This window comes from Duganella radicis (genome assembly GCF_009720825.1).
Classification (GTDB): domain Bacteria; phylum Pseudomonadota; class Gammaproteobacteria; order Burkholderiales; family Burkholderiaceae_D; genus Rugamonas; species Rugamonas radicis.
In genome coordinates this window covers 19,990-33,681 of record NZ_WNKY01000026.1, presented here as the reverse complement: position 1 = coordinate 33,681, position 13,692 = coordinate 19,990, and the positions used below count along the sequence as shown (strand labels likewise).

Sequence of the window (13,692 nt, the reverse complement as noted above, 5' to 3'; positions counted from 1 at the left end):
GCCCAGCCGTTACATGGCTGGGCTCGTGTTGGATTGCAAGAACTGACCCCGGGTCGGGGGTTTTAGCGGTTGGGGACGGCGAACCAGCTGGTGCTGTGTTCGTCGCTGCGCGCTTTGCCGGTGAGGGCGTCGGCGTGGCCTTGCAGCCCTTGCGCCGCGCGGTACTGACCGATGGCTTCGGCCAGCGCGGTCGTGGCCGGCGCAGTGACGTGCTCCAGCTGTTGCGTTTGCGCCGCAGGGGCGCTGCCGCCGCCGGCGGCGTAGCTGGCGATTGCGCTGCTCAGGCCACTCACTTGCTGTTGCAAAGTTGCTTGCTGGGCGCGGAACCAGACGTCGGCGCTGGCGTGGGTGCTGCCGTCGCTGCTGGTGTAGTGCGAGGTCAGCCCGATCAGGTTGCCGTTCTGCCGCACCAGCGTGGCGTCGGCGCCAGTGCCGATGGCGGCGATGTGCAATTGTTCCAGCGTGTTCAGCTCGCCCGCCTGGCTGACGCCGTCCGAGTTGCTGTCCACCCACACGCGCAGCGCGCCCCAGGCCTGGTCGGCGCTGTCGATCACGCCGTCGCCGTTGCTGTCCAGCGCGCGCAGGGCGGCGTAGCCGTCCGGCGCCTTGCCGCCGTCGGCCAGCACGGTGGCGCTGCCGAACAGTTCGCCGCCGTCGTTGATGACGCCGTCGCCATTGCGGTCCAGGGCCAGCAGGCCGTCGTGGCGGTCGACCCAGCCGGTGTTGACTTGCTGCCCTTCGCCACGGATGTCGAACCGCACGCCGGCGTCGAGGCCCAGCGTTTGCACGCCGTTGCCGTCCAGGTCGAGGATCAGCGGGGTGGCGTAGTTGCTGGACGAGGCGTTGAAGGCCATGGTCTGGCTGGTGCTCATCACCGCCACCTGGGCCGTGCTGAAGGCGTTGGCCTGGGCCAGCGTCAGCGAACTGAGGCCGGTCACCGCCAGTGCTGGCGTCTGGTCGGTGGTGAAGGCTTGCAACTGGGCGTCGGTGAACACCACCAGCTGGCTGGTCTTCAGGCCGGCCACCTGGTTGGTGGTCAGGCCGGCGATCTGGGTGGTCGACAGGTAGCCGATCTGGGCGGCGGTCAGCGCGCCCAGCTGGCTGGTGCTCAGGGCGTCCAGCTGGTCGGTGGTGAAGCCGTAGATCTGGGTCGCGTCCAGCGCGCCGATCTGCGCGTTTTTCAGCGCCGCCATCTGCCGGGTGCTGAGGTAGCCCGCTTGCGGCGTGCTCAGCGCGGTCAGCTGGGTGATCGACAGGGTCTGGACCTGCGCGGTGGTCAGCGCTTGCAGCTGGTCCGAACCCAGCGCGCCCATCTGGTCGATGGTGAGCGCGGTCAGCTGGCTCAGCTTGATCGAGGCGATCTGGCTGGTGGTCAGCGCCTGCACTTGGGTGTTGGACAGGCCGGCCAGCTGGGTGGTGTTCAGGTAGCCGATCTGGGTGGTGCGCAGGGCGGCGATCTGGCTGGTGCTGAAGGCGTACAGCTGGTCGGCCGTCATGGCGCCCAGCTGGGCGCTGGTCAGGGCCTGGATCTGGCTGGTGTTCAGGCCTGGCAGCTGGCTGACGTCCATGCTGGACAGCGGCAGCGTGCCCAGCGCGGCCACCGCGGCCGTGGTCAGGACGTTGATTTGCGTGGTCGACAGGCCCAGCACGGCGCTGGCGCTGAGCGCGGCCGCCTGCTGCGTGCTCAGCGCTTGCAGCTGGTCGCTGGTGAATACGCCGAGCTGGCTGCCATCGATGGCGTTGATCTGCGCGGTTTTCAGGCCGCGCACCTGGGCCGTGGTCAGCGCCACCGTTTGATCGGTGCTGAGGCCGGTGAACTGGCCGGCGCTCAGGGCCGCGATGTCCTGGGTGTCGATGGCGGCCACTTGCGCGGTGCTCAGGGTGGCCAGCTGGTCGGCGGTCAGCGCCGCCATTTGCGCGGTGTTGAAGCCGGTCATCTGCGCGGTGCCAAGGGCGGCGATCTGGTCGGTGCTGAGGCCGCCGGCTTGCAGCGTGCTCAGGCCGGCGATCTGGGCCGTGCGCAGCGCCTGGATCTGGTCGCTGGTCAGGGCGTTCAGCTGGTCGACGCTGAAGCCGTAGGCCAGTTGCTGGGTGCTGAACGCCTCGATGTGGGCGGTGTCCAGCGCCGCCACCTGCGCGGTGCCGAGGCCGTTATACAACTGGCTGGTGCCGAGGGCTTGCAGCTGGCTGGTGCCAAGCGCGTTCAACTGGTCGCTGCCCAGCGCGGCCACCTGGGCCGCTTGCAGGGCGGCGATCTGACGCGTGACGAGGGCGTTCAGGTCCGCCGTTTCCAGCGCCGCCACCTGGTCGTCGGTGAGGGCGGCGATCTGCTGGGTGCTGAGGGTGGACGCCTGCGCCGTGCTCAGGGCCACGATCTGGTCGGTGCTCAAGGCTTGCACTTGCAGCGTGCTCAGGTAGGCGGTCTGGGCGGTGCGCAGGGCGCCGATCTGGTCGGTGGTCAAGGCCGCGATGGCGCCGGCGCCGACGCCATACACCAGCTGCAGGGTGGTCATTGCGCTGATGTGGCCGCTGTCCAGCGCGGCCAGCTGGTCGGTGGTCAAGCCGTAGCCGATCTGGCTGGTGGTCAGCGCGGCCAGCCCGGTGGTGGTCAGGCTGTTCAGCTGGTCGGTGGTCAGGGCAGTGACCTGGTCGGTGTTCAGCGCCACCATCTGGCGCGTGGTGAAGGACGACAGGTCGGCCGTTTCCAGCGCCACCACCTGGTCGGTGGTGAGCGAGGTCACTTGCTGGGTGCTCAGGGTGGCGGCCTGCTGGGTGCCCAGCGCCACGATCTGGTCGGTGGTCAGCGCCGCCACCTGCGCCGTGGCCAGGCCGGCCAGCTGCGCGGTGCGCAGCGAGGCGACCTGGTCGGTGGTCAGGCTGGCGATGGCGTCGCTGCTGAGGCCGTAAGTCAGCTGGTTGGTGCTCAGCAGGTTCAGCTGCGCGGTGGCCAGCGCCGTCAGCTGGTCGGTGGTGAGGCCGTTGATCAGCTGGCTGGTGGTCAGGGCGCCCAGTTCGGCCGTGGTCAGGCTGTTCAACTGGTCGCTGTTGAGCACGCCGATCTGGTCGCTGGTCAGCGCCACCATCTGGCGCGTGCCGAAGGAGGACAGGTCGGCCGTTTCCAGCGCCACGATCTGGTCGGTGGTCAGGGCCGCCACCTGTCTGGTCGCCAGCGCGGCCGCCTGCGCCGTGGTCAGCGCCACGATCTGGTCGGTGTTCAGGCCAGAGGCGATCTGGTCGGTGGTCAGGGTGCTGAGCTGCGCGGTCGACAGCGAGGCCAGCTGATCGGTCAGCAGGGCCTGGAGCTGGTCGGTGTTGAGCAGGTTGAACTGGGCGGTGGTGAAGGCCGCCAGGTCGGCCGTTTCCAGCGCCGTCACTTGGGTGGTGTTCAGGCCGGCCAGCTGCACGCTGTTCAGGGCGCGCACCTGCTGGGTGCTCAGGGCCACGATCTGGTCGGTGGTCAGGGCGCCGAACTGGTCCGATTGCAGGGCGCGCAGGGCGTTGGTGCCCAGCACGCCAAACTGGTCGGTGGTCAGCGCGCTCAGCTGGTCGGTGCTGAGCGACACCGCCTGGGCGCTGGTCATGGCGCTGATTTGCGCGGTGCGCAGCTGCGACAGCTGGGCGGCGGTCAACGCGCCCAGCACGGCGGTGCTGAGGGCGGTGAAGGCGCTGGTCGACAGGGCGTTGAGCTGGTCGCTGGTCAGGGCTGCGAACTGGGCGCTGTTGAAGCCGGCCAGCTGGGCGCTGCGCAGGGCCAGGAAGTCGTCCGTCGAGAGCGCGCTGATCTGGTCGGCGCCGAGGCCGCTGATTTGCGCCGAGCTCAACGTGACCACCTGGGCCGTGCTCAGGGCGACGATCTGGTCGGTTTGCAGGGCGGCCACCTGGTCGCTGCTGAGGACCGAGAATTGCGCCGTGGTCAGCACGCTGACCATGTCGGTGGTCAGCGCGGCCACGTTGGCGGTGCCGATGGCGGCGATCTGCGCGGTCTTCAGCACCACCAGGTCGGCGGTTTCCAGCGCGTCCAGCTGGTCGCTGCTGAGGGCGGCGATCTGCGCGGTGCTCAGGCCGACCGCCTGGGCGCTGCTCAGGGCCACCATCTGGTCGGTGGTGATGGCGCCGAACTGGGCCGCGTTCAGCGCGCCGATCTGCACGCCGGACAGGGTGCTGAAGTTGGCGGTGCTGATGGCGGCGATCTGGTCGCTGCTGAGGGCGTTCAACTGGCGCGTGCCGATATTGTCCACCTGGGTCAGCGTCAGCGCGGCGATCTGGTCGGTGGTCAGCGCGGCCGCTTGCGCCGAGCTCAGCGCGTCGATCTGGGCGGTGCCCAGGTTTTGCAACTGGTCCAGGGTCAGGTTGACCAGCTGATCGGTGGTCAGGGTGCCGATCTGGCTGCTGCCGAGCGCGGCCACGTCGTCGGTGCTGAGCGCCTGGAACTGGGTGGTCGACAGCGCCACCAGCTGGGCCGTGCCCAGCGCGGCCGTCTGCGCCGTCGTCAGCGCGCCGATGTGGGCCAGGTCGAGCTGGCTGATCTGCTGGGTGGTCAGGGCGGCGATCTGGGCGCTGGTCAGGGCGTTCAGGTCGTCCAGTTCCAGCGCCGCCAGCTGGTCCGAGCTGAGCAGGGTCAGCTGGCTGGTGCTCAGCAGGCGGTACTGGGCGGTGCCGAGGGCGATGATCTGGTCGCTGCTCAGCGCTTGCAGCTGCGTGCTGCTGAGCGCGCCCAGCTGGGTCAGGCCGAACGCTTGCAGCTGGTAGTCGAGCAGCTGGTTCAGCTGGTTGGTGTTGAGGGCGGCGACTTGCGCGCCGCGCAGGGCGGCCAGGTCTGCCGTGCTGAGCGACTGGATCTGCGCCGAGGTCAGCGCTTGCAGCTGGACGCTGGTCAGCGCCTGCGCCTGCGCCGTGCTCAGCACGCCGACGCGGTCCGGCGCCAGCGCCTGGATCTGGTCGGTGCCGAGCAGGGACAGTTGCAGGGTTTTCAGCGCGGCCAGGTCTTCCTGTTCGATCGCGCTCAGTTGCCCGGTGCTCAGGGCCGCCACCTGCGCCGTGCCCAGCAGCGCGTATTGCTGGGTGGTCAGGGCGACGATCTGGTCGGTGCTCAGCGCCTGCACTTGCAGGCTGCCCAGCGCGTTCAGCTGGGTGCCGGACAGGACCTGCAGCTGGCTGGCGGACAGCGCCGCCAGCTGATCGCTGTTGAGCACGGCCACCTGCGCGGTTTTCAGCGCCACCATGTCGTCGGCCGACAGCGCTTGCACCTGCGCCGTACCGAGCGCCGTCACCTGCGCGGTCAGCAGGCTGCCGACTTGCTGGCTGGTCAGGGCGGCGATCTGGTCGGTGCTCAGCTGCGCCACCTGCGACGCGTCCAGCGCGGCGATCTGCGCGGTCTTCATCGCGGCCAGGTCTTCCAGTTCCAGCGCACGCAGCTGGTCGCTGGTCAGCGCGCCGACGCCGGCGTTGCTGACGGCGCCGATCTGGCGCGTGGTCAGGGCGACCACCTGGCTGGTGGTCAGGGCGGCGATCTGGGCCGTGCTCATGCCGGCGATCTGGGCCGTGGTGAGGGCCTGGATCTGGTCGGTGCTGAGGTTGGTCAGCGAGCCCAGCACGGTAAGCTGGGTCACGCTCAGGGCGGCGAAATCCTCGGTGCCGAAGGCGGCCACCTGATCGGAACTGAGGGCCGACAGCTGGGCGGTGCTCAGGGCGGCGACCTGGTTGCTGGTCAGGGCGAACACCTGGTCGGTGCTGAGCAGCGCCACTTGCGCGGTGCGCAGCGACTGCACCTGCGCGGTTTTCAGCGCCGCCATGTCGTCGGTGCTGAACGCGCCCAGCTGGCCGTTCAGCAGATTGGCGATCTGGTTGGTGGCCAGGGTGCTGATCTGTTGCGTGGTCAGCGCGGCGATCTGCGCGCTCAGCAGCGACTGCACTTGCGCCGTGGCCAGGGTCGCGATCTGGGCCGTGCCCATCGCCTGCAACTGGCTGGTGGTGATGGCTTGCAGCTGGTCGCTGTTCAGCAGTTGCAGCTGCGCGCTGCGCAGCGCGGCCAGGTCCTGGGTTTCCAGCGCCTGCACTTGCGCCGTGCCCAGCGCGCCCACTTGCTGGCTGGTCAGGGCGCTGGCTTGCTGCGTGGTCAGGCTGGCGATCTGGCTGCTGTTGAGCAGGACGATCTGGCTGGTGCGCAAGCTGCTGATTTGCGCGGTCTTCATCGCCGCCAGGTCTTCGGTTTCCAGCGCCGCCAACTGGCTGGCGCTGAGCGCCTGCACCTGCGTGCTCGACAGGCCGCTGGCTTGCAGCGTGCCGAGGGCGGCGATGTGGGCGCTGTCCAGCGACTGGAACTGGGCGGTGGTCAGGGCGTTGAGCTGGAGCGAGCCGAGCGCGATGAACTGCTCGCTGCGCAGGGCGTTCAGCTGGTCGGTGCCGAGGGCGGCCATTTGCGCGGTCTTCAGCGCCGCGATGTCGGCGGCGTCGAGCGCTTGCAGCTGGTCGCTGCCGAGGGCCTGCAATTGCGCGCTGCCGAGATTGCTGACTTGCAGCGTGCTCAGGGCCGCGGCCTGTGCGGTGCTGAGGCTGGCGATCTGGCTGGTGGTGAGCGCGGCGATCTGCGCGGTGCGCAGCGCGGCCAGGTCTTGCGTCGCCAGCGCTTGCAACTGGTCGCTGCTCAGGGCTTGCAGGTGCGCGGTGCCGAGGCCGGCGGCTTGCAGCGTGCTCAGCGCGGCGATCTGCGCGGTGCCCAGCGCCCGCAGCTGGCTGGTGCCGAGAGCGGCGATCTGCGCCGTGCTCAGCGCTTGCAGCTGGGCGGTGGTCAGCGTGGTCAGCAGTTCGGTGCCGAGGCCGCTCATTTGCGCGCTGCCCAGCGCGCCCAGGTCGCGCGTTTCGATGGCCACGACCTGGTCGCTGGTCAGCGCGTTCAACTGGCGGCTGCTCAGGGCGGCCACCTGCTGCGACCGCAGCGCGACGATCTGGCTGGTGGTCAGCTGGGCCACCTGCTCGCTGCCCAGGGCGGCGATCTGCGCGGTCTTGAACGCGCTCAGGTCGTCGGTTTCCAGCGCCTGCACTTGCGCGCTGGTCAGCACGGCAACCTGGGCGGTGGTCAGGGTCGAGGCTTGCAGCGTGCTGAGGGCGGCGATTTGCGCCGTGCCCAGCGCCTGCAACTGGTCGCTGCCGAGGGCGGCGGTCTGCTGGGTCTTCAGCACGGCCAGCAGCGACAGGTCGAGCGCGGCGATGGCGGCGGTGCTCAGGCTGGCGATCTGGTGCGAGCCCAGCGCGCCGAGGTCGGCCGCTTCCATGGCGTTCAGCTGGCTGGTCGAGAAGGCGGCCAGCTGGCGCGTCGACAGCGCCGCCGCCTGTTGCGAGCTCAGCGCCACGATCTGGCTGGTGGTGACGGCGCCGATCTGGTTGCTGTTCAGGGCGTTGAGCTGGGCGGTTTTCAGCGCGGCCCAATCGGCCGTGGTCAGCACCGCCACCTGCTCGGTCAGCAGGTAGCCGATTTGCGCGGTGGTCAGCGACACCGCTTGCGCGGTGGTCAGCGCGCCCAGCTGGGCGCTGCTGAGGATCTGGATCTGGTCCGAGGTCAGCTGGGCGACCTGGGTGGTGGTCAATCCGGCGATCTGCGCGGTCGACAGGGTGGCGATGCCCTTGGTGCCCAGGCCCAGCAACTGGCTGGTCTTGAGCGCGGCGAAGTCCTGGGCCTCCATCGCGGCCAGCTGGTCGGTGGACAGCGCGTTCAGCTGCGCCGGCGTCAGCGCGGCGGCCTGGGCGGTGGTGAGGGCCACGATCAGGGCGGTGCTCAGGGCGCCGATCTGGTCGGAGGTCAGGGCCACCAGCTGGGCGGTTTTCAAGGCGGCGAAGTCGCGCGTCTCCAGCGCGTTCACCTGGTCGGTCGACAGCGCCGCCAGGTCGGCCGTGGTCAGCGCGCCGATGTGGGCGGTCGACAGGGCGACGATCTGGTCGGTGGTGAGGGCGGCGGCCTGGCCGGTGCCGAGGGCCGCCAGCACGCCGGTGGTCAGCGCCGCCACTTGGGCGGTGGTCAGGGCGGCCACCGCGGCGGTGCCGAGCGCGCCGACGTTTTTGGTTTGCAGGGCGGCCAGGTCGGCGCTGGACATGGCGACCAGCTGCGCCCCGCTCAGCGCGGCCAGCTGCTGCGAATTCAGGGCCGCCACCTGTTGCGAGCGCAGCGCGCCGATCTGGTCGGTGCTGAGGGTGGCGATGTGGTCGCTGCCCAGGGCGGCGATCTGCGCGGTGCGCAGCGCGGCCAAGTCCTGTGTTTCCAGCGCGGCCAGTTGATCGGTGGACAGGGCGGCGACCTGGCGCGTGGCCAGCGCGCCGGCCTGGGCCGTGCCGAGCGCGACGATCTGGTCGGTGGTCAGGGCGCCGACTTGCGTGGTGGTCAGCACCGCCAGCAGGTTGGTGCTCAGGGCCGCGACTTGCGCCGTGGTCAGCGCGGCCACGGCGTTGCTGCCCAGGGCCAGCATTTGCTGCGTGCGCAGCGCGGCCAGGTCGGCGCTTTCCAACGCGCGCAGCTGGTCGGTGTTCAGGCTGGCGACTTGCACGGTGCTCAGCGCGCCCACCTGCTGCGAGCGCAGGGCGGCGATGTGGGCGGTGCCGAGGGCGCCGATCTGGTTGCTGTTCAGGGCGACGATCTGGGCCGTGCTGAAGGCGGCCAGGTCCTGCGTTTCCAGCGCGCTCAGCTGATCGGTGGTCAGGGCGCCGACCTGGCGCGTGGTCAGCGCGGCGCTTTGCTGGGTAGTCAGGGCGACGATCTGGTCGGTGCTCAGCAGGGCGATCTGGCTGGTGCTGAACGCGCTCAGCACGGCGGTGCTGAGCGCCGCCACCTGCGCGGTGCTGAGGGCGGCGCTGGCGTTGGTGCTGAGCGCCACCACTTGCTGCGATTGCAGCGCGGCCAGCGCCGCGGCCTGCATCGCCAAGATCTGGTCGGTGGTCAGCACGGCCACCTGGCGGGTGGTCAGGGCCGCCACTTGTTGCGAGCTCAGGCCGACGATCTGGGCGGTGCCCAGCGCCATCAGCTGATTGGTGCCGAGGGCGGCGATCTGCGCGGTGCGCAGCGCCGCCAGATCGGCGGTTTCCATGGCGCCGATCTGATTGGTGCTCAGGCTGGCGATCTGTTGGGTGCTCAGCGCGGCCGCTTGGGCCGTGGTCAGGCCGGCGATCTGGTCGCTGCTCAGCGCGCCCAGTTGCCGGGTGCTGAGGGCGGCCACCTGCGCTGTGCCCAGCGCGGCCACCTGCGCGGTGCCGAGGGCGGCCATGGTGGCGGTGCCCAGGCCGTTCAACTGATTGGTGCGCAGCGCGGCCAGGTCGCTGTTTTCCAGCGCGGCCAGCTGGTCGGTGCTCAGCGCCGCCAGCTGTTGCGACAGCAGCGCGCCGGCTTGCGCCGTGCCCAGCGCCACGATCTGGTCGGTGGTCAGGGCGGCCACGGCGGCCGTGGCCAGCGCGGCGATTTGCTGCGTGCTCAGGTTGGCGAAGGTGTCGGTGCGCAGCGCCTGCACTTGCATGGACGACAGCGCGGCGATCTGCTGCGTGCCCAGGCCGGCGGCTTGCGCGCTGCCAAGGACGGCGATCTGGTCGCTGCCCAGCGCCGCTTCCTGTGCGGTTTGCAGGGCGCGGATTTGCGCCGAACCCAGCGCGGCGATCTGGGCCGTTCCCAGCGCGGCGATGCCGGCGCTGGCCAGGGCCGCCACCTGCTGGGTGCGCAGCGCGGCCAGGTCGGCGGTCTCCATGGCGGCCAGCTGCGTGGTGCTCAGGCCGGCGATCTGCTGCGTGCCCAGGCTGGCGCTTTGCGCCGTGGTCAGGGCGATGATCTGGTTGGTGTCGAGGGCGTTCAACTGCGCCGTGCCCAGCACGGCCAGCTGGGCGGTGCGCATGGCGGCCAGGTCGGCGGTTTCGATGGCGGCCAGTTGGCTGTTGCTCAGGGCCGCCACTTGCGCCGTGGTCAGCGCCGCCAGTTGCGCGCTGCTGAGGGCGATGATCTGGTCGGTGCTCAGGCCGCGCACCTGCACGGTCGACATGGCGCCGATCGGCGCCGTGCCCAGCGCGTCCAGCTGGCTGGTGCTCAGCACGGCGGTGGCGGCGGTGCCCAGCGCCGCCAGCTGCTGGCTCCTGAAGGCGCCGAAGTCCTGCGGCTCCATGGCGGCCAGCTGGGTGGCGCTCATCTGGCTCAGCTGCTGGGTGGTCAGCGCCACCACTTGCTGGGTGGTCAGCGCGACGATCTGGTCGGTGCTGAGGGTGGCGAACTGGCGCGTGGTCAGGGCGGCGATCTGCTGCGTGCCGAGGTTGGCGATCTGGTCGGTGTTGAGCGCGGCGATCTGCGCCGTGGTCAGCGAACTGATCTGCACGGTCCTGAGCGCGCGCAGGTCGCGCGTTTCCAGCGCGGCGATTTGCGCGCTGCCCAGGCTGGCGATTTGCTGGGTGGTCAGGGCGCTCGCCTGCGCCGTGCGCAGGGCCGCGATCTGGTCGCTGTTCAGGGCCGACAGCTGGTTGCTGCCCAGCGCGGCGAGTTGCGCGGTGGCCAGCGCCGCCACCTGGTCGGTGCTCAGCACGGCGACGCCGGCGCTGCCGAGGCCATTGATCTGGCTGGTGCGGATGGCGGCCAAGTCGGCGCTTTCCAGCGCGCCCACCTGATTGCTGTCCAGCGCCGCCAGTTGTTGCGAACTGAGCGCGGCGGCCTGGGCGGTTTTCAGCGCCGCCACCTGGTCGGTGCTCAGCGCGGCCACGCCAGCCGTGGTGAGGGCGGCGATCTGCTGGGTGCGCAGCGCGGCCAGGTCCTGGGTTGCCAGCGCCGCCACTTGCGCGGTGCTCAGCACGGCGATCTGGGCGGTGGCCAGGTTGGCCGCCTGCTGCGTGCTCAGGCTGGCGATCTGGTCGCTGCCGAGGGCGTTCAGCTGGGCGCTGCCGAGCGCGTTCAACTGCGTGCTCTTCAGGGCGGCGATGTCGGCCGTCTCGAGGGCGGCCAGCTGGCTGTTGCTCAGGGCTTGCATTTGCGCCGTGCTCAGCGCGGCGGCCTGGGCGGTGGTCAGGGCGATGATCTGGTCGCTGTCCAGGCTGCGCACTTGCGCGCTGGTCAGGCTGGCGATCTGGGCGGTCGTCATGGACGCGACCTGGTCGGTGGTCAGGGCGGCGATGGCGCTGGTGGCCAGCACGCGCAGTTGCTGGCTCTTGAGCACGGCCAGGTCCCGGGTTTCCATCGCGGCCAGCTGGGCGGCCGACATCTGGCCCAGTTGCAGGGTGTTCAGGGCCAGCGCTTGCGCCGTGCCCAGCGCCACGATCTGGTCGCTGTCGAGGGCGGCGAATTGCGCCGTGCTGAGCGCGGCGATCTGGCGCGTTTGCAGGGTCGACAGGCCGGTGGTGCCGATGGCGGCCAGCTGCGCCGTGCTGAGCAGGCTGATCTGGGCGGTGCCCAGGCTGGCGGTCTGGCGGGTGCCCAGCGCGGCCAGCTGGCCGGCGCTCAGGGCGTTGAGCTGGCTGGCGCCGAGGGCGTTCAGCTGGCGCGTGCTGAGCGCGCCGAAGTCGGCGGTTTCAATCGCCGCCACTTGCGCCGTGGTCAGCGACGCCACCTGGCCGGTTTGCAGCGCCACCAGTTGATCGGACGTCAGGGCCACGATCTGGTTGCTGGTCAGGGTGCGCAGCAGGGTGGTGCCGATGGCGGCCACCTGCGCGCTGCGCAGGGCGGCGATGTCGTCGCTGGCGATCAGGGCGAACTGGCTGGCGTTCAGGGCGTTCAGTTGTGCGGTGGTCAGGGCGGCAAACTGGTCGCTGATCAGGCCGGCGGTGAGCTGGAGCGTGGTCAGGCTGGTGAACTGGGCGGTGGTCAGGGCCTGGATCTGGCGCGTGGTGAAGCCGTGGCCGAGCTGGTCGGTGTTGAGCGCTTGCAGGTTCTGCACCGACAGCGCGCGCAGTTGACTGCTGGTCAGCGCGGCCAGCTGGTCGGTATTGAATGCCGTCATCTGCAAAGTCGACAGCTGGCCGATATCGGCGGTCGTCAAAAGAGCGACCTGATTGGTTTGCAAGCTGGCGATTTGGTCGGTGTTTAAACCGGATATGATGAGTGACATAGTGTAATAATCTCCTGACGGAAATATATAGTACCGCCAAACGGGCTTATCCAGAGAGGAAAGGCCTAAAAATCCCTCAAATCTTGGCCTGAAAACAATGACTTAGCGTTGATCCGGAAGTGAGTTTTGGTGACTATTTTTGAGCGGAAAATAAGTAATCAGGAAACACTGTAAGATGCGGTTTCGCATTTATCCTTTATTTTTCCGGCCATGCTGCAAACTCCCGCCACGTTTACCCCGACCATCCGTCCGCAAAAACATGACGATCCGCTCACATTCGTGTTCCATCGCGGGGAGTTGCTGTTGCGCAACACCGTGTTGGGCTTGCCGGATACCAGCGCGCTGGCCGGACTGCCTCTCGCGCCGGAACGCATCCATCCGCTGGGCTTGTGGGAGGGACGTTACTACCAGGCCGCCTGGGTCGATACGCCGTTGACGCCGGGGCCGGATTTCGGCTACCACGGCCTGCGCGCCCTGTTCGGCGTGCTGGACGACGGCTTCCTCGGCCTGGCCGGCCGCGCCTATCAGCTGTGCGAATGGGCGCGCACCCATCGCTTTTGCGGCGCGTGCGCGACGCCGCTGCAACTGCTGGAAGGCGAGCGCTGCTACAAGTGCCTGGCCTGCGGCCACAGCGCCTATCCGCGCATCTCGCCGGCCATGATGGTGTTGGTGCGCAAGGGCGAGCAAGTGCTGCTGGCCATGCACACCAATTCGCCCTACAAGCGCTACACGGCGCTGGCCGGTTTCCTGGAGGCGGGCGAGTCGGTGGAGGAAGCCATTCACCGCGAGGTGTTCGAGGAGGTCGGCCTGCGCGTGCACAACTTGCAGTACTTCGGCAGCCAGTCGTGGCCGTTCCCGCATTCGCTGATGATCGCCTACACCGCCGACTACCTGGACGGCGAGATCCGCGTCGATCCGGCCGAGATCGCCGATGCCCGCTGGTTCGGCGCCGACGATGACTGGCCCGATCTGCCGGTCAAGGTCTCGATCGCCGCGCGCCTGGTCGACGCCCACCGGCCCAAGCGGTAGGACCGCCAGTCCGATATACTGTCGGGCAAATTTAAAAAAGGTGTTTCATCATGTCTCAAGAATTTACGGAAAACGACTGGCGCCGACTGATCGCCAGCATCGGCGAAGACCCGGACCGTCCCGGCCTGCTGGAAACGCCGGCCCGCGTGGCCAAGGCGTGGAAGCACTGGACCTCGGGCTACGACCAGGACCCTGCCGCGCTGCTCAAGGCGTTTGAAGACGGCGCCGAGCAGTACAACGAATTCATCATCGTGCGCAATATTCCGGTGTACAGCCATTGCGAACACCATCTGGCGCCGTTCTTCGGCAAGGCCACCATCGGCTACATCCCGAACGGCAAGATCGTCGGCCTGTCCAAGCTGACCCGTCTGGTGGACTGCTTCGCCAAGCGCCTGCAAGTGCAGGAACGCATGACCATGCAGATCGCCAACGCGCTGATGGAAGTGCTGGAGCCGAAAGCGGTGGGCGTGGTGGTGAAATGCCGCCACCTGTGCATGGAAAGCCGCGGCATCCGCACGCCGGGCGAAGAGACCGTGACCTCGGCCATGCTGGGCGAGTTGCAGCCCAACCTGGCGATGCGCACCGAGTTCCTGGCGCTGGCCCGGGACTGATC

3 protein-coding genes are annotated in these 13,692 nt (G+C 69.1%); 2 read left to right on the top strand and 1 reads right to left on the bottom strand.

Annotation, left to right across the window (positions count from 1 at the left end; translation table 11 throughout):
* Positions 1-62: 62 nt before the first annotated feature.
* A complete protein-coding gene (locus GM676_RS20605; RefSeq protein ID WP_229262794.1) occupies positions 63-12,050 on the bottom strand; it encodes a beta strand repeat-containing protein in 11,988 nt (3,995 codons plus the stop codon).
* Between the two features lie 210 nt (positions 12,051-12,260).
* Here GM676_RS20605 and nudC point away from each other — a divergent pair, with 210 nt between their 5' ends.
* Both nudC and folE read left to right on the top strand, forming a co-directional pair.
* Positions 12,261-13,079: an NAD(+) diphosphatase gene (gene nudC, locus GM676_RS20600; RefSeq protein ID WP_155465766.1), complete on the top strand. Its 819-nt coding sequence runs from the start codon at positions 12,261-12,263 to the stop codon at positions 13,077-13,079.
* A gap of 50 nt (positions 13,080-13,129) precedes the next feature.
* Positions 13,130-13,690 (top strand): GTP cyclohydrolase I FolE, encoded by a 561-nt coding sequence (folE, locus tag GM676_RS20595; RefSeq protein WP_155465765.1) that lies wholly within the window; start codon positions 13,130-13,132, stop codon positions 13,688-13,690.
* Positions 13,691-13,692: the final 2 nt, after the last annotated feature.

What these genes read in the sequence shown, in the direction of transcription:
- GM676_RS20605 (WP_229262794.1), bottom strand. Translation starts at nt 12,050, where the DNA reads ATGTCACTCATCATATCCGGTTTAAACACCGACCAAATCGCCAGCTTG.
- nudC (WP_155465766.1), top strand. Translation starts at nt 12,261, where the DNA reads ATGCTGCAAACTCCCGCCACGTTTACCCCGACCATCCGTCCGCAAAAA.
- folE (WP_155465765.1), top strand. Translation starts at nt 13,130, where the DNA reads ATGTCTCAAGAATTTACGGAAAACGACTGGCGCCGACTGATCGCCAGC.